The sequence below is a fragment of the Bacillus sp. SD088 genome (assembly GCF_017355205.1).
GTDB lineage: Bacteria > Bacillota > Bacilli > Bacillales > Bacillaceae_C > Lederbergia.
Window position 1 is genome coordinate 1 of record NZ_JADIJK010000007.1, and the last position, 21,171, is coordinate 21,171.

20 protein-coding genes and 1 pseudogene are annotated in these 21,171 nt (G+C 37.9%); 17 read left to right on the top strand and 4 right to left on the bottom strand.

The window, feature by feature from the left end:
• The first annotated feature begins 273 nt into the window (after window positions 1-273).
• The 7 genes from IPU53_RS07825 (at window position 274) to IPU53_RS07855 (ending at window position 7,802) form a co-directional block, all read left to right on the top strand.
• Entirely contained in the window at window positions 274-1,233 is a 960-nt protein-coding gene (locus IPU53_RS07825) for an ABC transporter permease (RefSeq protein ID WP_207449902.1), read from the top strand.
• Window positions 1,233-2,105, top strand: coding sequence for a carbohydrate ABC transporter permease (locus IPU53_RS07830; protein WP_207449584.1), 873 nt, complete (start codon window positions 1,233-1,235; stop codon window positions 2,103-2,105). The genes IPU53_RS07825 and IPU53_RS07830 overlap by 1 nt, the downstream gene beginning before the upstream one ends.
• A gap of 263 nt (window positions 2,106-2,368) precedes the next feature.
• Window positions 2,369-3,571, top strand: coding sequence for an MFS transporter (locus IPU53_RS07835; RefSeq protein ID WP_207449586.1), 1,203 nt, complete (start codon window positions 2,369-2,371; stop codon window positions 3,569-3,571).
• Window positions 3,572-3,708: 137 nt separating this feature from the next.
• Window positions 3,709-4,686 carry an ABC transporter ATP-binding protein gene (locus IPU53_RS07840; protein WP_207449587.1) on the top strand — a complete coding sequence of 326 codons (978 nt, stop codon included), beginning with the start codon at window positions 3,709-3,711 and terminating at the stop codon, window positions 4,684-4,686.
• On the top strand, window positions 4,683-5,486 hold the full coding sequence (locus IPU53_RS07845) for an ABC transporter permease (protein WP_207449588.1): 804 nt from the start codon (window positions 4,683-4,685) through the stop codon (window positions 5,484-5,486). The genes IPU53_RS07840 and IPU53_RS07845 overlap by 4 nt, the downstream gene beginning before the upstream one ends.
• Window positions 5,487-5,491: 5 nt before the next feature.
• Window positions 5,492-6,274 carry an ABC transporter permease gene (locus IPU53_RS07850; protein ID WP_207449589.1) on the top strand — a complete coding sequence of 261 codons (783 nt, stop codon included), beginning with the start codon at window positions 5,492-5,494 and terminating at the stop codon, window positions 6,272-6,274.
• 64 nt (window positions 6,275-6,338) lie between these two features.
• Window positions 6,339-7,802, top strand: a complete 1,464-nt coding sequence (locus IPU53_RS07855; protein ID WP_207449590.1) for an amidase family protein — start codon at window positions 6,339-6,341, stop codon at window positions 7,800-7,802.
• A gap of 220 nt (window positions 7,803-8,022) precedes the next feature.
• Here the strand turns inward: IPU53_RS07855 and IPU53_RS07860 are convergent, their stop codons facing one another.
• Window positions 8,023-8,937: a DUF4349 domain-containing protein gene (locus IPU53_RS07860; protein WP_207449591.1), complete on the bottom strand. Its 915-nt coding sequence runs from the start codon at window positions 8,935-8,937 to the stop codon at window positions 8,023-8,025.
• Window positions 8,938-9,077: 140 nt separating this feature from the next.
• Between IPU53_RS07860 and IPU53_RS07865 the strand changes: the two genes are divergently transcribed.
• From IPU53_RS07865 to IPU53_RS07910, 10 genes and pseudogenes are all read left to right on the top strand, one after another.
• The gene (locus tag IPU53_RS07865; RefSeq protein ID WP_207449592.1) at window positions 9,078-9,758 is read left to right on the top strand and encodes a PspA/IM30 family protein; all 681 of its coding nucleotides are present in this window, start codon (window positions 9,078-9,080) and stop codon (window positions 9,756-9,758) included.
• A gap of 66 nt (window positions 9,759-9,824) precedes the next feature.
• Window positions 9,825-10,853, top strand: a complete 1,029-nt coding sequence (locus tag IPU53_RS07870) for a TFIIB-type zinc ribbon-containing protein (protein WP_207449594.1) — start codon at window positions 9,825-9,827, stop codon at window positions 10,851-10,853.
• Window positions 10,850-11,638 (top strand): TPM domain-containing protein, encoded by a 789-nt coding sequence (locus IPU53_RS07875; protein WP_313886464.1) that lies wholly within the window; start codon window positions 10,850-10,852, stop codon window positions 11,636-11,638. Before IPU53_RS07870 ends, IPU53_RS07875 begins: the two co-directional genes overlap by 4 nt.
• Window positions 11,639-11,680: 42 nt before the next feature.
• Window positions 11,681-12,661 (top strand): SPFH domain-containing protein, encoded by a 981-nt coding sequence (locus tag IPU53_RS07880; protein WP_207449596.1) that lies wholly within the window; start codon window positions 11,681-11,683, stop codon window positions 12,659-12,661.
• A gap of 34 nt (window positions 12,662-12,695) precedes the next feature.
• Complete coding sequence (locus IPU53_RS07885) at window positions 12,696-13,037, top strand: MazG nucleotide pyrophosphohydrolase domain-containing protein (RefSeq protein ID WP_207449598.1); 342 nt, start codon at window positions 12,696-12,698, stop codon at window positions 13,035-13,037.
• Between the two features lie 146 nt (window positions 13,038-13,183).
• Window positions 13,184-13,618 carry a VOC family protein gene (locus IPU53_RS07890; RefSeq protein ID WP_207449600.1) on the top strand — a complete coding sequence of 145 codons (435 nt, stop codon included), beginning with the start codon at window positions 13,184-13,186 and terminating at the stop codon, window positions 13,616-13,618.
• Between the two features lie 733 nt (window positions 13,619-14,351).
• Window positions 14,352-15,518: a TraB/GumN family protein gene (locus IPU53_RS07895; protein WP_207449602.1), complete on the top strand. Its 1,167-nt coding sequence runs from the start codon at window positions 14,352-14,354 to the stop codon at window positions 15,516-15,518.
• A 77-nt stretch (window positions 15,519-15,595) separates the two neighbouring features.
• Window positions 15,596-16,303 (top strand): annotated as a pseudogene (locus IPU53_RS07900) (AraC family transcriptional regulator); the annotation flags it as partial.
• Between the two features lie 20 nt (window positions 16,304-16,323).
• The gene (locus IPU53_RS07905; RefSeq protein ID WP_207449606.1) at window positions 16,324-17,127 is read left to right on the top strand and encodes an ATP-binding cassette domain-containing protein; all 804 of its coding nucleotides are present in this window, start codon (window positions 16,324-16,326) and stop codon (window positions 17,125-17,127) included.
• Entirely contained in the window at window positions 17,124-17,828 is a 705-nt protein-coding gene (locus tag IPU53_RS07910) for a hypothetical protein (RefSeq protein ID WP_207449609.1), read from the top strand. The genes IPU53_RS07905 and IPU53_RS07910 overlap by 4 nt, the downstream gene beginning before the upstream one ends.
• Before the next feature lie 125 nt (window positions 17,829-17,953).
• Here IPU53_RS07910 and IPU53_RS07915 read toward each other — a convergent pair whose 3' ends face one another.
• From IPU53_RS07915 to IPU53_RS07925, 3 genes are all read right to left on the bottom strand, one after another.
• Complete coding sequence (locus tag IPU53_RS07915; RefSeq protein WP_207449611.1) at window positions 17,954-18,304, bottom strand: hypothetical protein; 351 nt, start codon at window positions 18,302-18,304, stop codon at window positions 17,954-17,956.
• Window positions 18,305-18,398: 94 nt separating this feature from the next.
• The gene (locus IPU53_RS07920) at window positions 18,399-20,195 is read right to left on the bottom strand and encodes a cation:proton antiporter (protein WP_207449612.1); all 1,797 of its coding nucleotides are present in this window, start codon (window positions 20,193-20,195) and stop codon (window positions 18,399-18,401) included.
• Window positions 20,196-20,333: 138 nt separating this feature from the next.
• Window positions 20,334-21,020 carry a TerC family protein gene (locus IPU53_RS07925; protein ID WP_207449614.1) on the bottom strand — a complete coding sequence of 229 codons (687 nt, stop codon included), beginning with the start codon at window positions 21,018-21,020 and terminating at the stop codon, window positions 20,334-20,336.
• Between the last annotated feature and the right edge of the window lie 151 nt (window positions 21,021-21,171).

Below are 21,171 nucleotides of genomic sequence, written 5' to 3' on the forward strand. Positions count from 1 at the left end.
GGAAAGCAGACGGGGGAGACAAAATGATCGAAGAAGTAAATGAAGCTTATCAAAAACAGAAAGCTAAAGAGTAATCGCAAGGACAAGGGGCTGGGACATAACTAAAATGCTAAACTTCAAAGATGAACAATATATTACCTCAGCAAAGTATATTTCCGGAGCGGGGGGTATGTACCATGCTAGTTCAGTTTTTTCTTTGGAGAAATCAGTTTTGTCTCAGGCCCTTCCTTGTTAGATATCATTTTACAAAGGAAGTGAGGGCAGCTAATGAGCATGAAAACATCTACTTCGTCCACTTATGCAGAGGAGACTTTGCAACCCATACGTCCGAAAAAAACAGGGTTTAATTTTAAGCGCACTTGGCCTATTTACATGATGATTTTACCGGGCTTTTTATTTTTCATCCTTTTTAAATACATTCCGATGGCTGGCATTGTCATTGCTTTTCAAAGCTATGATCCGTTTCAAGGTTTTTGGGGGAGTGCCTGGGTGGGATTCGACAACTTTGTAAGACTCTTTACAACCAGAGATTTTTGGCCATTACTGGCGAATACAATGATCCTAAGTTGCCTTGATATCATCATCTTTTTTCCAATGCCAATTTTATTAGCCATCTTACTAAATGAAGTTAGACTCAAATGGTTTAAAGTTGTCTCACAAACAATATTTTATGCTCCTCATTTTTTATCATGGGTTGTGATTGTAGCAATTACCGTTGTATTATTTGCTACACGAGATGGTGGGATAAACGTACTTCTGAAAGATTTAGGCTTCCATACTGTTGAACCTTTGACAACTCCAGGCGGTTTCCGAATCACTTGGATATTACAAAATATCTGGCAAGGAACTGGCTGGGGAGCCATTATCTTTTTGGCAGCCATTGCAGGGGTAAATCCAAACCTATATGAAGCCGCTTCGATTGATGGGGCAGGAAGACTACGACAAATATGGCATATTACACTGCCAGCTATCCGTGGAGTGATCGTGATTTTATTCATTTTACGATTAGGGGCCTTTATGGATATTGGATTTGAACATGTATTATTATTACAAAACCCATTGAATATGGCGACATCTGACATCTTCGACACATACATTTATCGGACTGGCATACTGATGGGGAATTTCAGTTATACAACAGCAGTAGGAATTTTCAAAGGAGTTGTTGGTCTTATCCTGGTGATTGGAGCTAATAAAATCGTTAAAAAACTTGGAGAGGAGGGGATCTTTTAATGGCAAAGCACAACCCACAAGGTAGAAATACGTTCCTGGATGTGGTTGTTTACGGCTTGCTTATCATTGGATTGATCATAATCATACTCCCGATCCTCTATGTTGTGATGACCTCTTTTGCACCAGAAAAAGAATATTTAACCCGTGGCTTTTTTATCCTTCCACATCACTTTACTTTAGAGGGATATACTTATTTATTGCAAAATAGTTCTTTTTTGAAAGCATTTAAAAACGCTGTGGAAATTACTGTCATTGGTACATTTATTAATATTGCGATCACAACATTAATGGCGTACGGTTTATCTAAGAAGTTTATAAAAGGTCGCGGATTCTTAAATTTCATCGTCGTTTTCACATTGATTTTTTCAGGTGGGATGATTCCAACTTATTTAGTTGTCGATAGTTTAGGATTGGTCAATACGTATGGTGCTCTATGGTTTTCTACGGCAATCGCCCCATTTAACTTGATTGTCATGCGTAGCTTTTTCGTCAGACTTCCTGATGAATTATTTGACTCTGCTCGTATTGATGGGGCGGGGGAATGGCGGATTCTCTTCACCATTGCCCTCCCTTTGTCTAAGGCAGCAATCGCCACCTTTACTTTATTTTACATGGTGTATAATTGGAACACATATTTTCATGCAATCTTATATTTGCACGACAATAATAAGTGGCCCCTCCAAGTGTTCTTGAAGCTAATGCTTGTTGAAGGGGATGCTGACTTTGGACAACAGGAGATTCAGGGTGTCAATTTTACACATTCTGCAAGAATGGCGGCCATCCTTATAACAGCTCTGCCATTGTTATGTGTCTATCCCTTTTTTCAAAAGCATTTTAACAAGGGAATGCTACTTGGTTCAATGAAAGATTAAGTTTCCCAATTCCCGTACGGATACATGGGTTTGAATAGAAGGAATAATGAGATAATCGCGAATGGACAGATGTCTAAAGTTTGTTTTTAAGCTTTAGACATCTGTTCCTTATTGGATAAACTAGACATTAATTCGTTTCTTATGATATAGTAGGAGAGTTATTTCGAGACACTAAAGATAGAATATGAGGATAATTGAATTTCCTACATTGGATAGAAATAAGCTATCGTAGGACATTTTGATAGGAAGAAAGGGATATTAAAATGGATTCACAAGGAAAAATTCAAGAGGCTAATATAAAAGAAAAAATTTGGACAAGAGATTTTGTTTTAATTTGCTTGGCTAATTTTTTTATTTTTCTTGGATTTCAAATGACATTGCCGACTCTGCCAATCTTTGTTAAAGAGTTAGGCGGCAGTGATCAAATGATTGGCATTATTGTTGGGATTTTTACATTTTCAGCATTGTTATTTCGTCCGTACGCTGGACATTCGTTAGAATCAAAAGGCCGGCGTTTTGTTTATATGTTTGGATTATGCATATTTGTTTTATCTGTAGGATCCTATTCCTTTATCGGCAGTATTGCTTTGTTGTTAATTATGCGGATTGTTCAAGGAATAGGGTGGGGATTCTCCACTACGGCGAGCGGGACAATTGCCACTGATTTAATTCCACCGAAACGACGTGGGGAGGGCATGGGCTATTTTGGCTTATCTGGGAATCTAGCACTTGCCTTCGGGCCATCTTTAGGTTTAACCTTGGCTGGTGTAATCCCATTTTCACAACTATTTTTGATTTGTGGTGGTATGGGGCTGGCGGCCTTGTTACTCTCTACTAGAATTCGCTATAAGCAAGTAGAAGAGTCACCAAATAAAGCGGTTGTACCTAAATTCGATATTTTTGAAAAATCTGCGATTCAACCATCTTTGCTGTTATTTTTCATCACCGTTTCATTTGGCGGGATTGCTTCGTTTCTTCCATTATATGCGGCTGAAAAAAGTATTGCTGGGATTGAAGTATATTTTCTTGTGTACGCATTATTCCTAATGCTCTCACGTACATTCGCTGGGAAAATCTATGATAAAAAAGGGCATCTTTATGTATTTCTCCCTGGGACGATTTTGGTGTTTATCGCAATGGTCCTTTTATCATGGCTTCCCAACCTAACGGTAATGCTAATTGCTGCGGGATTATATGGATTGGGATTTGGGAGTGTCCAACCAGCCCTACAAGCATGGGCGATTGATTCATCTCCTAATAATCGTAAAGGTATGGCTAATGCCACGTTCTTTTCCTTCTTTGATTTAGGGGTCGGGCTTGGAGCGATGGTCTTCGGACAACTTGCATTCCTATATGGTTATAACGTGATCTATGTAACATCAGCTGGATCGGTTATGTTATCCATCGTTTTATATCTTTATCTTTTAATACGAACGAAAAATAGAAACAAAAACCTGGCTAATTAAGGTTTAGAGGGGCGTCGAGTGGAGACAGCCCCTCTTGCTTTTATCTAGAAAATTCTGAAGAATACAGATTGACAAACAGTTGATAGAATGATATTATCTTTTCTTCTGACTATTCTACCTAAAGGAGGGAAAATGGATTGATTCATATTGAAGGTTTGTCCAAGTCTTTTAAAGTCGCTAAACGCTCGAACGGTTTAGGGAATTCCGTGAAAGCGCTTTTTCGTCGTGAACATACTATTGTTCATGCTCTTCACGATATTTCCTTTTCGATTCAACCAGGGGAAATTGTTGGTTATATTGGACCAAACGGAGCAGGGAAATCAACAACGATTAAAATCATGAGTGGTATTTTGGTGCCTGATCAAGGCTCCTGCCACATTATGGATTATATCCCGTGGGAAGATCGAGTCCATTATGTCAAAAATATCGGTGTTGTTTTTGGACAAAGATCTCAATTATGGTGGGATGTTCCTGTGATCGATTCATTTGAACTTCTACGCGATATTTACAAAATTCCTCAGCCGGAATATAAAGCCAATGTCGCCTTACTGATTGAGACGCTTGATTTAGAAAAACTCATTTATACCCCTGTACGCCAGCTAAGTTTAGGGCAGAGAATGCGCTGTGAAATTGCTGCTTCCTTATTACATAGTCCAAAAATTTTATTTCTAGATGAACCAACGATTGGACTTGATTCCCATTCAAAGATCGCTGTTCGGAAATTTATTCAAACAATTAATAAGGAAAAAGGAGTAACGATTCTGTTAACCACCCATGATATGCATGATATTGAAGCATTAGTAGATCGAGTCCTTCTAATTGGAAAAGGAAGTCTATTATATGATGGAAAATTGCAGGAGTTACGCAAACGATATGGCGGACATAAAATTGTAACCGTTGATTATGAAAAATTATCACAGCCGATTGCCATTACAGGGGCCACTTTACTCTCACAAAAATTAGAGCAAGCTATCTTTTCCCTTGATGCAGAAAAAACAAATATATCTCAGTTCATTCCTCAACTATCAGAACAAGTCAATATCTTAGATATCTCCATTAAAGAACAGCCAATTGAGGATCTTATTGTCCAATTGTATGAGGAATACCAATTATGAATGCCTATTTTTCGGTTTTGCGCTTGAAATTGCAAACAGGCATGCAATATCGAACCGCTGCTTTTGCTGGAGTGGCAACACAATTCTTTTGGGGATTTATGTATATCATGATCTTTGAAGCTTTCTATGAACATGCTAACCAGTCACCACCGATGTCATTAAAGGAATTAATTACCTATATTTGGTTGCAGCAATCATTCTTTAGTCTTGTAATGCTTTGGTTTCGTGATAACGAATTGTTTGAATTAATCACAACTGGCAATATTGCCTATGAATTGTGTAGACCTTGTGATATTTATAGCTTTTGGTATGCAAAATTATTAGCGCAACGACTCTCAAACGCTGCTTTACGTAGCTTCCCGATTTTGGTTGTTGCTTTTCTATTACCACAACCTTATAAAATGACATTACCTGTGGATTGGACTTCCTTACTATTATTCTTGCTATCTTTATGTTTAGCATTATTCTTAATTATCACGATTTCCATGTTGATTTACATTTCTGTATTTATCACCATGTCGCCAACTGGTTCGTTACTTATGTTTGGCATTATTGGCGATTTTTTTGCGGGCTTAACGATCCCGATTCCATTTATGCCTGAATGGCTGCAAACAATTGCTTATATTCTTCCCTTTCGCTTGACAGCCGATTTTCCGTTCCGTGTTTATTCAGGGCATATTCCACAAGGAGAAGCGATAGAAGGGATTTGTATTCAATTAATTTGGCTAGCTGTTCTTTTTTTCGTTGGTAAGTTTTTAATGAAAAAAGCATTAAAAAGAGTGGTTGTACAGGGAGGGTAAGAAATTTGACCTTATATTTCAAATATTTAAAAGTATTATGGAAAGCACAGCTTCAATATCGTACTTCTTTTTGGCTTTTATCATTAGGGCAATTTTTTACACCGTTCACCGTTTTTGCAGGTTTATATTTTTTATTTGAAAGGTTTGGACAGATTAAAGGGTGGAACTTTGCTGAAGTAGCACTTTGCTTTGCTGTTATTCATATGGCTTTTGCGATTAGTGAGTGTTTTGCCCGCGGTTTTGACTCCTTTTCCGGACTTGTCCGTGAGGGGAATTTTGATCGCCTGCTTGTGCGTCCACGCGGAACTGTTATTCAAGTAATCGGCTCCCAGTTTGAATTCACACGGATGGGCCGTCTAGTGCAAAGTTTGATCGTCCTTATTTGGGCGATCCAGGCTTTACCGATTGATTGGACACTTATCAAAGTAATGACCCTGATGCTGATGATTGGTAGTGGAATCTGTATTTTTACGGGGATTTTTATCCTTGCTGCTACTTTTTGCTTTTGGACTATCCAGGGAATAGAAGTGACCAATATTTTTACAGATGGAGGGCGAGAGATGGCCCAATATCCATTAAATATTTATCAGAAATGGCTGTCAAAATTCTTTACTTTTGTCATTCCTTTTGGCTGTGTCAATTATATTCCTTTATTATTTCTTTTGGATAAACATGAAGGGCATGCCTATCTTCATATGTTCGCTCCAGTACTCGGGATCATTTTTATTATCCCATGTTTATTCGTGTGGAATATAGGGGTGCGGCATTATCGGTCAACAGGATCTTAAATAACGAATAGTAATTTTCAGTGTTGTTTGCGTAAATATAATAGTAGAAACGGAGAAATGAAAAATGGAAAATCCTCTATTGAAAAAATTGCATGATGAATGGTTAATGGAAGCAACGATTGAAGATATGCAGGAAAAATTAGCTTCAGGTGAAATCACATCTGTCGCTCTGGTACATATGTATTTGTATCGAATATCCCATTTTGATGGGATCATTCGTTCAGTATTAGAGTTGAATCCTGATGCTTTGCAGATCGCAACAGCATTAGATGCAGAACGGGCTCAAAAAGGTGTAAGAAGTAGACTACACGGAATCCCGATTTTATTGAAAGATAATATTGATACTGGAGATAAAATGCATACGACTGCCGGCTCTCTAGCACTAGATGGCCATGTTGCTATAAAGGATTCGTACGTTGCTGCTAAATTGCGCAAAGCTGGCGCGATTTTACTGGGAAAAACAAACATGACTGAATGGGCTAATTTTATGGGGGTTGGGATGCCGAGCGGTTATAGTTCTAGAGGAGGGCAGACATTAAATCCATATGGAGAATTTGATGTCGGAGGGTCTAGCTCTGGATCAGGTGCAGCGATTGCTGCTAATTTTGCGGCTGTAGCGATTGGCACAGAGACATCCGGATCGATCTTAAATCCTGCTTTAAAGAATTCTCTTGTCGGGATTAAGCCGACAGTTGGCCTCGTTAGCCGAAATGGAATTATTCCAATTGCACATACCCAAGATACACCTGGACCAATGGCGAGAACTGTGAAGGATGCGGCCCATGTACTGACTGCAATCGCAGGTGTGGACGAAAACGATCCTGCTACATTATCCAATTCAAAAAAAGGCATTGATTATGCTAAATTGTTAGCAGAAAGAAGCCTAAAAGGTTATCGTATTGGAATTGCTGGAAAACCGTTTTCTGATCGATTAAATAAGCACAAAATAAACATGATCGAAAAGGCGATTGCGTGTTTACGCGCGCTTGGAGCTGAAATTGTGGAAGACATTCTTATTCCATCTGCAGATGAAAAATGGGGTTATGAGGTTTTAGCTTATGAGTTTAAACCAGACCTAAATGCATATTTGCGTGCAACATCTCCTTTGAACAAAATCCGTTCACTAGCTGATGTGATTGCTTTTAACTACAGGTACCCGAAGGCAATGTTAAAATATGGACAAAAGCTGTTATTGGAATCCGAAAATACAAGCGGTACTTTATTAGAAAAAGAATATATTAGCGCTTTGGAGAAAGATCAATACCTTTCGCGAGAACAAGGAATCGATTCTGCTTTAAAACAACATCATTTAGATGCAATCTTTTTTGGAGGAGACAGAGGCTCAGAGATCGCCGCAAAAGCAGGCTATCCAACAGTTATTGTACCTGTCGGATATACCCAGCAGGGAGAACCATTTGGCATATCATTTACTGGTACGGCGTTTAGCGAAGAGAGCTTGCTAAAGATAGCTTATGCTTTTGAGCAGGCAACAAAATCTAGACAGGCACCTGTGTTGAAGGAAGAATAGTAATTAATAATAAAGCAGGGACTGTAAACAACGTAAAAAGAATGGAGAATTTCCCTTATTTTTACGAGTAAATGCTAAGAAAATCTCCAAAAACGACGACACGCCTGTGGGAATAGCATCAGCTGAAGACTCCACAACGAATGTACTGAAGCTATGCCGCGGCAAGGGAGCCTTTTTGGAGATTTTCGACTTTTGGGACATCCTCTTGTTTTTTCTGCAACTATCTTTCCTTTTTCACCCTTTTGCGCCTTCTAATGATATAAAACAGGATTGCTCCGATACATAAAACGATGATAAAAATAGGAAGATTTCCAATTAAGAAGACAATGATTCCAGATCCGAGGGCAAGGAGAAAATTAGTGCTCGCTGCCAATTGTTTTTTTGTCTTTTCCCATGTATTTAATGGTTTTTCGGCAATTTTTTGAATCGAGTCTTCCGTCAGATAAATGGTAATCGTCGAATAATCTGTTTGATTTTTCAAGAACTTCATCTTACCTGTAATGGTTTCAATTTCTTCTTGAACACTTGCTAGATCATTCGATATTTGTAATAGATCCTCCGTCTTTTTGGCCTCCTCTAAAAAACTTAATAATCTTTTCTCGACCACTTGCTTAGATTGTAATCTCGCTTCTAAGTCGACATATTGTTCTGTGACATCCTCACCAGAAATGGTTCTTTCCATGACCTCTGCAACTTCTTCTTCTGTATCTCGAAGAAACGATTGAAAATCCTTATCAGGAATGCGAATAACGAGCTGCCCCGCTTTTTCTGTCTCATTTTCCCGATAGATATTTGATTCAACAATATAACCTGCATATTGCTCGACTCTCTTTTCAATGAAAGCTTGAGCATGTTCGAGCTTTTGAACACGAACCTGCAACTGCACTTGATGAATCACCATTCGATCTGTTGCTTCGATCGTATCTGCCTCTTCTGAAGCGCTTTCGTTTGCTGGATCGTTATCAAAATTCTCTAGCACACCGCCCCCGTTCGAAACGTTATTTGAGCTTTCTGTTTTGACTTGACTTTTTGGGAGATGAGCAGCGGAATCACTGCTTTCTTTTGACTGATTTGAACTACAAGCAGCTAAACATAATGGAATTAATAAGCAAGCGGCAAAAATAAATTTTCTCATCGATATAGCCCCCTTTACCATGATTGGACGTATTGATCAAGGAAATGTTACAATTGTAAATACATATTTTTGTAAAAAAGTGAATCTTTTTAAGAGGGAAAGCAGTATATATACTATACAAAAAAACAGGAGGTTCCATTATGAGTATTTTATCTAGATTTAAAGATATAATGGCAAGTAACATTAACGCACTTTTAGACAAGGCTGAGAACCCTGAGAAAATGATTGATCAATACATGAGGAATTTAAAAAGTGATTTAGGGAAAGTAAAAGCAGAAACGGCGTCTGTCATGGCCGAAGAAAAAAGATCAAAACGGGCTTTAGATGAATGTATCCAAGAAATTGATAAAATGCAAACCTACGCTGTAAAAGCGTTAGAAGCGGATAATGAAACGGATGCACGAAAATTTTTAGAGAAAAAGGCAAATTTGACATCCCAACAAGGAGAGCTACAATCTGCCTATAGTCTGGCTTCTGCCAATACGCTTCGGATGAGAGAAATGCATGATAAACTTGTCTCTGATATTGGAGAATTAGAAGCACGCCGTACGATGATCAAAGGAAAAATGGCTGTTGCTAAAACGCAAGAACGATTAAACAAAGTTGGTTCATCGATTACAGGAGCGAATGACTCTGTTTCCGCTTTTGGTAGAATGGAAGAAAAGGTGAACAAAGCGTTAGATGAGGCAAATGCAATGGCTGAACTTAATGCGAATCCAAAAGATGATATAGATGATCTAATGACAAAATATGATACAGATACTGGGGTAGACGATGAGCTAGCTGCTTTGAAGGCAAAAATGAAAAACAAGGAAGATTAAACTCCGAAAGCTGTAGCTTAAGCTACAGCTTTCCTAATGAAGAGAGAACAGCGAGGTGGAGTATGAGTGGTCATTCAATATAAATGCCCCAATTGTGGCGATGATATGGTTTTCGACAGTGACTCTGGAACCTTATCTTGTCCTAGTTGTGGCAGACAAGATAATATAGAAGATTTTTCTGATGAACATATTCTAACAACTTTTTCGGAAGATGAGGCGAAAGAATATCATTGTAAAAACTGTGGTGCCGTCATTCTTACTGATGCAGACACCACTGCGACAACCTGCAGTTTCTGTGGAGCTGGGGTTGTATTGGCAGATCGATTATCAGGTGTATTGGCTCCAAAGATGGTCATTCCTTTCAAAATTAGTAAAGAAGAAGCAATGAAAGCTTTCAAAACTTGGTGCAAAAACGGACGCTTAACACCAAAGGGATTTATGACTGCAGATCGTATTAAAGCCATTACAGGTATGTACGTTCCTTTCTGGTTATATGATTTAAATAGTAAGGTTCATGTGGAAGCAACCGGTACAAGAATCAGGGAATATACGCGTGGAAATTATATTTATACAGAAACAAAATATTACGATGTTATGCGTAGAATTAATTTAGATTATATAAAGGTTCCTGCAGATGCTTCTGAAAAAATGACAGATCAAATCATGGATAAATTGGAGCCTTTTCATTATGAAGATTTAAAAGATTTCAAAACTCCATATCTAGCAGGCTATATTGCAGAAAAATATAATTATAATGACGATGAATTGCTTCCTAGAGTAAAAGATAGACTAAAAGGATTTATCGATTCCTATATTTCCTCGACAATGGGAGGATACTCTTCTGTAAGTTACCGAACAAAAGATGTCCACACAAAAAAACAACAAAGTGCATACGTGCTTTTTCCTATTTGGATGGTCTATTATGATTATGACAAATCGGAGCATACCTTTGCGATGAATGGGCAAACAGGAAAGATTGTTGGGAAGCCGCCAATTAGTTATGCTAAGATAGCAGGTTGGTTTGGTGGGATAGCTGGAGGAAGCTTTATCACCCTGAAACTGATTTCCTTGTTGTTAGGGGGCGGGCTTTGGTGAAAAGAATAGGTGTTTTAATCACACTTTTTACGTTATTTTCTCTATGTATCCTACTTTTTACTAGTCCTGTTATGGCTGCTTCTCCAACGAAACAAAGAATCTATGATGATGCAGGATTGCTGACAGAGCCAGAAACCGAAAAGTTAGAAGCACTTGCGGAAGAATATAGTGTCAAAAGAGAAACAGATTTTATTATTCTCACAACAAATGATACAAAGGGAAAAGATATTATTCCCTATATGCAAGACTTTTATGATGAAAAAGGGCTTGGCTATGATAAGGCGCATGGAAATACGGCGATTTTAACAGTGGATATGAAGGAAAGAGATATTTATTTAGCTGGTTTTTATAAGGCAGAGAAATCACTGGATGATCACCGTCTTGATTTAATTCGCGAGAAAATCACTCCGGCCATGTCGAACGAAAACTATTATGATGCCTTTGAAACGTTCATTGTAACCGCTGATGAATATATGGGGATTCGTTTTGGACTTAGTCCAAATAATGTCCTGTTTCAGTTATGGTTTCAAGCAGCTGCATCGATTGGACTAGGGGCATTCATTGTCGGAGGAATGGCTTATAATTCCGGCGGAAGGGTGACCATTAATAATAAAACGTACGAAAATTCAAGTACCTCACGTGTAGTCAACAAACGGGATCAGTATATTAGAACGACCACAACAAAGCGGCGGAAGCCTGAAAATAATAGCAGTAGCCGATCAGGTGGCGGCGGTGGAAGAACCGGTGGCGGCCACTCTCATAGTGGGAGTAGAGGCAGTTTTTAGCGTTTAGCAAAGATCATTGAATGATACAAGGGAGGATGCATAATGAGTTTTTTTAAAAATCAATTTGCTAATGTGATCGAGTGGGAGGAATTTCGAGATGATATGATCTTTTGGAAATGGAATAATCGCGAAATTAAAAAAGGCAGTCGCCTAATTATTCGTCCTGGGCAGGATGCCGTCTTTTTCAATAATGGAAGATTGGAAGGGATCTTTGAAGAAGAAGGCGATTATAATATCGAGTCGCAAATTATTCCCTTTCTTTCCACATTAAAAGGCTTTAAATTCGGTTTCAATAGTGGACTGCGAGTAGAGGTCTTATTTGTTAATACGAAGGAATTTACGGTCAAATGGGGAACGAAAAATGCGATTAATATTCCTACTCCGCAGTTACCAGGTGGTATGCCTATTCGTGCGAATGGAACTTTCCAATTTAAAGTGAATGACTATATTGCGCTTATGGATAAGATTGCTGGAGTGAAAGATCGTTATTTAGTAGAAGATGTGAAAATTAGGATTACCGCTATCCTTGATCAACTTTTAATGAAGTGGATTACCCGTGAAGGAAAGGATATGTTTAACCTGCAAGCCAATGCTTTTGAGATTGCCAAAGGGATCCAAGAAGATTTGGATATGCAGATTTTGGATAGTGGCATGACAATCACGGGCTTTAATATTATGAGCTTCAATTATCCAAAAGAAGTCCAAGATATGATTACTAAAAATGCCTCTCATGGAATGATTGGCGACATGAGTCGTTATCAGCAAGCTTCCATGACAGATGGAATTTCCTCCGGAAAAGTAAAAGGAGGAGGCGCGGCCTCTGATATGGCTGGCATGATGATGGGTATGGGAATGGCAAAGGAAATGATGAAAAATATGGACCAAAAGGAAGAACCGTCAAAATCAGCCCCTGCAAATTCTGGTGACAAAGATGGAACAATTCCTAATTTCTGTCCGAATTGTGGAACAAAAACGGATGGTGGCAATTTTTGTTCCAATTGTGGGCAAAAATTAGTGAAGTAAAGGGAAAAGAGTTGTCATAAAATAGGGGGAAAACATGGGCAAGTTAACAATTGAAGGATTACAACACTATTTAGCTTTCAAATATAAAGAAGACCGATCGTCAACCGGATTATTTATGAAACTGGTTGAAGAAATTGGCGAGGTGGCTGAAGCATTAAATCAGTTAGAAGGTCGAAAATCAAATACAGGAAACGCTTCTTTAGAAAAAGAATTAGCCGATGTTATACATTATACCGTTGCAATCGCAAGTATAAATAATATTGAATTATCAAAAGTAATTTTGGAAAAAGACAAAATAGCTGCAATTAAGTATAATCAATCTCCAAATTTAGAGGGATTTTTGAGGGGAAAAACTAGTCCATTAACTAAGGATTAACTGCATTAGTAAAAACGTAATATTCAGTCATGTATCAAAATATATATTAAAGCCAATAAATGTAGCAATACGAATTTTTGAACTTGCCTTAAGCCCCCCTTAATTCGTTTAAGTGATGAAAAATCTGTACATAGGAGTGTGGTCAGATGGTTAATGGAGTGGAATTTGATTTTGTTGTAAAAGATAGTAAAGCTGCACTGGAGCAGTACAAATCTATTTTTGAAGTAGAAGTAGTGGAGGAGACAAATTTTAAGGTAGGGAATAACGAAGCTGTATTCACTATCTATGGCACGCGTTTTCATATGCTTGATGAAAATCCTCAATATCAATTATTTGCGCCAAAAGAAGGGGACACGCAATCATTTTGGTTTAATATCGTGGTCCCAAATATCCGAGAGACATATGAAAAAGCTCTGTCCGCTCATGCAACGGAAATTCAGCCTGTCACAAGAATGGAAGAAATGGGCATATCAAATGCCATGTTTTCTGATAGCAGTGGATATGTATGGATGTTACATGAAATCCACCGTGAAGTATCTTTTGAGGAACGTATCGATATTTTAAGTAAAGATTTTGAATAAACATATAGTCTCCTAAAGCACAAGATAATTTTGAACGGATACCGAAATAGTTCCCATGCAAAAAAATTAATAGTACTCACTTTTGAACACTAAAAACCACAGGGATGCCTGCTCTAAAAGCATCCTTGTGGTTTTAACTATCAAAGATGAGATTTTATAGGTTTGGGTCAACAGTCTATGGTTAAAATGATGACTCAAAATGGTAATGGTGGACTAGTCACTGAATAAAAAACACGGAGATTCCTGTGGGAATACGTAGTGTTTTTTATTGGTAAGGAAACTTTAAAATTTTTGGCTTGTGGATAAGTTATAATTTTGAGTTTCGTTGTCTAGCTCCAGGCGCCATCGGCTCGAGGCTCGCAGGAGCGAGTCCATCGGCGTTGCGACGTACACGATGTACTAGTGCAGACGAAGCGACAGGACGTCGCATTTGAGTCTGCCGCCAGGACGGCGCGAGCTTAGCCGATGTTCTGCATAATAACCTGAGCCACTGAAAGGCAAAGAACGCCTTTCTTTGTCTCAGAACATTTGCTTGTCGAAGGTAGCGGGCGCCTTGCGCTTTTCTTGTAACGGCTGCTTATATCAACACAACATAGATTTTGATTAAGAGCTATAGGGTTTATTTACGATTTAGTCGTTTGGTTAGTGAACGCTTAACTTTCATCCTGTCCTTAAGTGGTTTATTATAGTATTATGAATAAGTGACCTAGTCCTAGTCTAAAGGGGTATGAGAATGACGGAGGAAAATATTACAAGAATACACTTAAATAACAAAGAATACATATTAATCGGAACAGCTCATGTTTCCAAAAGTAGTGCTGAGCTTGTAAAAGAAGTGATTGAAAGTGAAAAGCCAGATGCTGTTTGTATTGAACTTGATGAGGGACGATACAAATCGATTACAGATGGAAACAAATGGAAGGATATGGATATTTTCCAAGTCATTAAGGACAAAAAATCATCTTTGCTTTTAATGAACTTAGCGATTTCTTCCTTTCAAAGAAGAATGGCCAAGCAATTTGATATCCATCCTGGTCAAGAAATGATCCAAGGAATTGAATCAGCAAAAGAGACTGAGGCCAAGCTTGTATTAGCAGATCGAAATATCCAAATTACTTTTTCACGGATATGGGGAAATGTCGGATTCAAAGGGAAAGCGATGCTTCTTACACAAGTGATCGCCAGTATTTTTAGTCGCGAGACAATAACAGAAGAAGAGCTAGAAAAAATGAAGTCGCAAGACATGATTGATTCGATGCTTCAAGAGTTTACCCAAGCCTTTCCAAAATTAAAAACACCATTGATTGATGAACGGGATCAGTATTTAGCGCAGAAAATTAAAGATGCGCCGGGAGATAAAGTAGTCGCTGTTCTCGGTGCGGCCCATGTCCCTGGGATTACAAAAGAAATTGAAAAAGAGCATGATCTGAAGGAGTTAACGAAGCTTCCTCCCAAATCAAAAGCTCCCAAGATTATTGGCTGGTCGATTCCAGTCTTGATTTTAGCAGTTATTCTCTATACCTTTATTGCCAACCCATCAGCTGGTTTACAGCAAACCATTAGTTGGTTTCTGTGGAATGGCACATTATCGGCGATTGGAACAGCGATTGCCTTTGGTCATCCGCTAGCGATTATTACAGCTTTTATTGCCGCACCAATCACTTCCTTAACTCCAATTCTCGCTGCGGGCTGGTTTGCTGGAATCGTCCAAGCTTATTTTCGGCGTCCTAATGTAAGGGACTTTGAAACACTTTCAGAAGATGTCTTTCATGTAAAAGGATTTTGGCATAATAAAGTCACTCGAGTTCTATTAGTCGTGATCCTCGCGAATATTGGTAGTTCAATTGGAACCTTTATCGGTGGAGCAGATGTTGTTCGGTTGTTCTTTAAGCATATTTAGGTTAACAACAGCTGGCCCGGGAAAATTCGGGCCTTTTTCACTTCTTTAATATTTACAAAGAAAAGGGTTGGTGTTAAATGAATATTTCCAGAAAAAAAGAAGTTGAACAGTTACAAAATAAGAAAAGTGAGTTGTTTGACAAAGACGTACTTAACATATTGAATGGTCAATGTATGTATGAGGAATTTAAAGATCATAAACTAATGGGAGATTCTGATTACGCACCTTTTAATGAAGCGATGTGTGAAAACGCGACGACTGAACAAGTTTTTGATCAAGATTTTATAAAAACGCGAGCCGCGGGGCATTACGAATCTGTTGAAAATTATATTGAAAAGGTTATAGATCCATTAGACAATCTTTTTAATAAATCATATACATATGTTGTTTTATGGTTTGGCGAAGATATGTTTTGTCAAATGAATTTACTTACAATTCTTTCCTATCTTGAGCAGTCAGGATATCCGGGAAAAGTGTTTTTAAATAGCTTCGGAGAGGTTGAGTTCAAAGTAAGCCAGACGGAACTTCAATTAGGCAGCTATGCCTCTGTATACAAAGAGGTATTGATAAATCATAAAAAGCCAGCAATTCAACTACTTCCGGTCATGTACCAGGCAGTAGATATTTATTTGGAGATGCTTAAAGAAAATAATGTAGTCGTAAAGTATATCTCTCAGCATAAAGATTTACCAACATCAACATTAGTGAATAGGTTATTTGAGCTTTTTCCAACAATCGGTTACGGAGATTCACAATATATTAAACTGATAAATAAAATGAAGTGAAGTCAAGGGGAGGTTAATCGATGGAGTGCCCTATAATCGAAGCAAAGAATATAAGTAAAATAATAGACGGGCAAACCATTTTAAAGCGAGTTTCCTTCTGTTTGCAAGGAAATAAGGCGTTTTTCATCCGTGGGCGCAATGGATCGGGAAAAAGCACCTTACTAAAATTGTTAGCAGGAATCTATCAACCAACACATGGAGCTTTAAATCGAGGTACGAATAGAATTGGGTATATGCCTGAACATTTTCCAGAAGGATTGCCTTTCCGAGTCAAAGAATATCTTTCAATGATTGCGGATTTTCATGGCCATTCAAAAAATGAGTTAAAGGAATATATCCAATTATTTTCTATAGAAGCTTTTCTGAATACATCACTTAAACAATGTTCAAAAGGGACCAAGCAAAAGGTCGGGATTATTCAAGCACTCATTAGCAAGCCTGATATATTACTTTTAGATGAACCACTTACTGGGTTAGATCAGAAATCACAGCAGGTTTTTACACAGTTGTTGGAAAAAGAGAAAAGGAATAGCATGATAATATTTACAGCCCATGAAAATCCGTTAATCGAAAAGCTTGCTGATGAACATTATCATCTTGAGGCAGGCGGGCTCGCTAAATCCAATATAAAGAGCAGGAAGAAACAAATAAAGTTTAAATACACGAGTGTAGATATTTTACAGAATCTCCAGTTGGTCACACATAACCGTAACGAAAAAACGGCTGTTCTCTCCGCTAATTCTGACCAAAGTGATCCATTATTACTTCATCTACTAAACAACCAATGCTCTATTTTAGAAGTGTGGGAAGAGGGGGAAAGATGAAAGGTTTTTTTATTTACCAATTGCTAAGTTATTTTCGCTCTTTAAAATGGATCCCAGCTGTTGTCGTTTATTTCGTATGGGTGTTCGTCTTTTATACCTATCAAGGGGTTCCGATATTGAGTAGTTACGCCGTTACAAGTATAACGTTATTATTTATTTCAACCTGGATTACAATGGGGATCTTCTCGTTAGAAAACGAAAGTGAAAAACAGCTTTTATTTGTTCAATTGTCTAGTAAGCTCCGTTATCTTTGCGGAAAATGGTGTATTTGCCTTCTCGTGGTTATACTGCTTCTTATTTTTGCGATTTTTTATCCTATTCTTATCCAAGCTTTTAAACTGCCAGTTAAGCCCATCCATTTTGGCTTCACTTTGTATGGGCATTTTTACTTGGCCCTATCTGGTATTTTTGTTGGCAGCCTTTTTAGTGCAACTGGATTCGCACAAAAAAAATATTCCTGGTTAGCGGCCATGCTTGTCAATATTATCGCAATTGTTTCAGAAGGAATGATAGAAAGGCTCACTATTTTGAAATGGCCGCTTTATTTATTTCCTCCAATTGGAAAACTGACATCTTATTTTCAAGAAGGAGATGAAATTATATTAAATAATGAAATTCTCTTTTTAAGTATATGGGGAATGGTCTATCTCATCTTAGGCTTTGTGATCGTCACTCAATTATTTTTGAGAAAGGAAAGGTAAAAGTAAGACTCTCCTACTAATGAGTAGGAGAGTGGGGGGACTAATCTTTGATTAAAACAATCAAATGATCCTCTTCTTGAAAATCAATTTTGCTTTAGTGTTAAAAACTCCTCAATTGTTCCTTTTTATTTAATAACTTCCTCATTTATAGCTCTTATATAATGCCCATTCGAAACTTCAATAGCAATTGCTTCTGTTGTATCAATATCAGAAATCTTAAAGATATCTGTTCCTACTTCATAATAATTTGAAAAATTCCCCTCTTTTGAATCTCCCTCCCTAGAGGAGTGATATTCTATGGTACCAACTTTCTCTTCAACTTTTTCCACTTGCTCATCTTGGGCAACATAAACACTTCCTTGAAAAACGATGGATTTTTCATAAGCAAAACTCTCAGAGGAGTCGGTTGCTAATTCATTTTCACTACAACCATAAATTAGAAAGACCGAAAAAAATATCCATAGAACTTTTCTCATGAATTATCCTCCCATGTTGCTTTTCCTCATCTAAATAACGTACCATAACATGTACAAAACCAAATCGTTTCAGTTTGTTTTGCTGTGTACTTTGCTAAGCAGGTTCACGCGCTAAAACAATTAATTGATCCCCTTCATCAAATGTTAATTTTTGTTTCATTGTCACAAATACAATGGATTCGTTCTTTTTCTTTATGAATAAAGGAGTGACATCTTCAGATATTCCATCCTTCTCAATCGTTCCTTTTTGATCGATTTCAATCGCTTTAATATGATAACCGGTATTGATTTTTCGATTCAATTCTGTGAATACAGCTTCCTCCGAGAATAGCAAATGGGCTTTCATGGCGGTTGAAACCGGCATTGACTTCGCGCCATTCTTGGACTTTACAGGTAAAGCAAAAGTATTATTAAATCCGAATTCTGGAGCATAGGATTGGCTTACTAATGCATTATAGGCAGCATCACCGGTCATTGCTAGAATCGTTTCATATGGGGTTAAATCAATTTCAAATTGAGTATGTTCAGCTAGAATTTCCCCTTGAAAAGTAGCAATATCTTTATCAGCAGCCGGTTGCAAGCGTTCATGAGAGGAATCAATAATCAGCACAGGAATGCCTATCTTTTTAAAATAATGGGCAAGGGAAACAGCAAAACTACTTGCACCAATCATTAAGATTCCAGGAGGCTCATTACTAGCAAGTCCTAACTTTTTAGCTAAAGGTCCTAAAGAAAAACCGTGAACACAAACTGTAATGAACACAAGTGCAAACGTAAGCGCAGTTAAAAGGGAGGCGTCTTGATAGCCATCCTCCAGTAATATCGTCGCAAAATACCCTGACACTGTTAAGGCGACAATGCCTCTTGGCGCAATCCACCCAATTAATGTTTTTTCCTGAAGCGTCAATTCTGTCCCAATCGTAGAAATCCAAATCGATAAAGGGCGTACTAGAAACAACATCGCTATGACAAAGCCAATAATCGGCAAAGTAAACACTTCTGCGATGGTTTCTCGTGTTAGGGAAGAAGTTAATAAAATAAAAACAGTTGAGGTCAAAAGGACAGAAATATTCTCAACAAAATGGCCAACATTGCCAATCGATGAAACATATTTTTTCGTCCGTCCAAGTGCAAGTCCCATCACGGTTACAGCAAGCATCCCTGTTTCATGCATAACAACCTCGCCGATTGTAAAACAAATAAGCACAAATGACAAAATTATTGGTGACTTTAAATATTCGGGAAACAGTCCTTTACTAACCATATACCCGACAAGAAGACCGATTATGTAACCGAGAAGAATCGCAAATAAAGCACCAAGGAAGAAGTTTAACAAGTAGGACGCTGACAAACTCTCATTTGTTACTACTTTGATGACTTGATAAGCGAATAGTGCAAGAAGAGGGCCGGCCGGGTCAACAATAATCCCTTCCCACTTAAGTACAGCAGCTGTCCGCGGTTTTAATTTTGCATTTCTCAAAAGTGGAATGATCACGGTAGGTCCTGTCACAACAAATAATCCGCCAATGATAAATGCGATGGCTAGATCTAAGCCTGCAATGAAGTGGGCGGCTAATGAACCACCAATCCATGCTAAAAAAGCAGCCCCTGTCACAATCCGAAACACTGATTTTGAGATACCTTTAATTTCCCGAATATCGAGACTTGAGCTGCCTTCAAATAAAATAATCGCAACAGCTAAGGAAATGAGGGGACTATATAGGCCTCCTAAAGCCTCTTGAGGGTTTATAAATCCAAATACAGGTCCAATCAAAATGCCTGCTATCGACATAATCACGATAGACGGCCATTGAATCCTCCATGCTAGCCACTGAGAGAAGATCCCAATTCCAAGAATAATCACAATACTAATTAGGGCTGTTTGCTCCAAATCACTCACCTCTTATATGTCTGATGGGTTATAAAACCCGTCTCTTTTGTTATAAGGTATAGTGTACCAAACTAACCTATTCATTCACAATAACAAGGTCATTTGTGTGATTTGGTATAAGGAGAACAAGCCGAAGTTTCACTTTATTTTGAAAAAATTGTGGCGATTACTTTTTATATAGGAATAACAGCCAACTAGGATTACTAGAACGATCACGATATTAGCAGAAACATGAATCAGGTTCACTTTTGGAAAATAGGAATTAATTGACAATATCCATCCTTTTAGCCATGGATCTCCAATTATACCAACAACCGCTGTTTGAGCAATAAAGGCTCCTGCCATAATATTGACCCATGCAAATTTTGTTGCGACTTTGATTATCATTGGTAAAAAGAACAGGGAAATAATTAAACTTAAAAAAATCCCAATTAAAGCCATTGACATGTTTTGCGAGATTTCGGAAATGACGATTACACTATCTAAACAGATTAAAAAATCTGTAGCAGCTAGCAATGATAATACTTTCACCTTTATGGAAATAGAGCGATTTAGTGGGGGGATGTCGGTTTGTTCAGCAAATGACTTTGTGACAAGACTAAAAGCAACAAATAGCAAAATCACGCCCATGATTAAATGGATAACTGGAATAGTAAGGAGGGTATCCATCACCACAATATAAATCGCTCGCGTGCAAGTAAGTACCACAGCCGCAGGAAAGACAATGTTGATCTGAGGATGTTTCCGAATGATCGCTCCTAAAATTAATAAGTTGTCCAAATCACTTATAAATGTAATTAAAAATACTTTTATGATCTCATTCATTTCAAATCCTCTTTTTTCTCTTTTCCATTATCTGTATGCAAGAATATCGCATTCATTAAACATAATGAATATTTGATAAAAATTTTATTTATATCAAAAGGATTAGACCTTATTGAAGATTCCTGATAACATGGTGTGGGTGCATATTAAA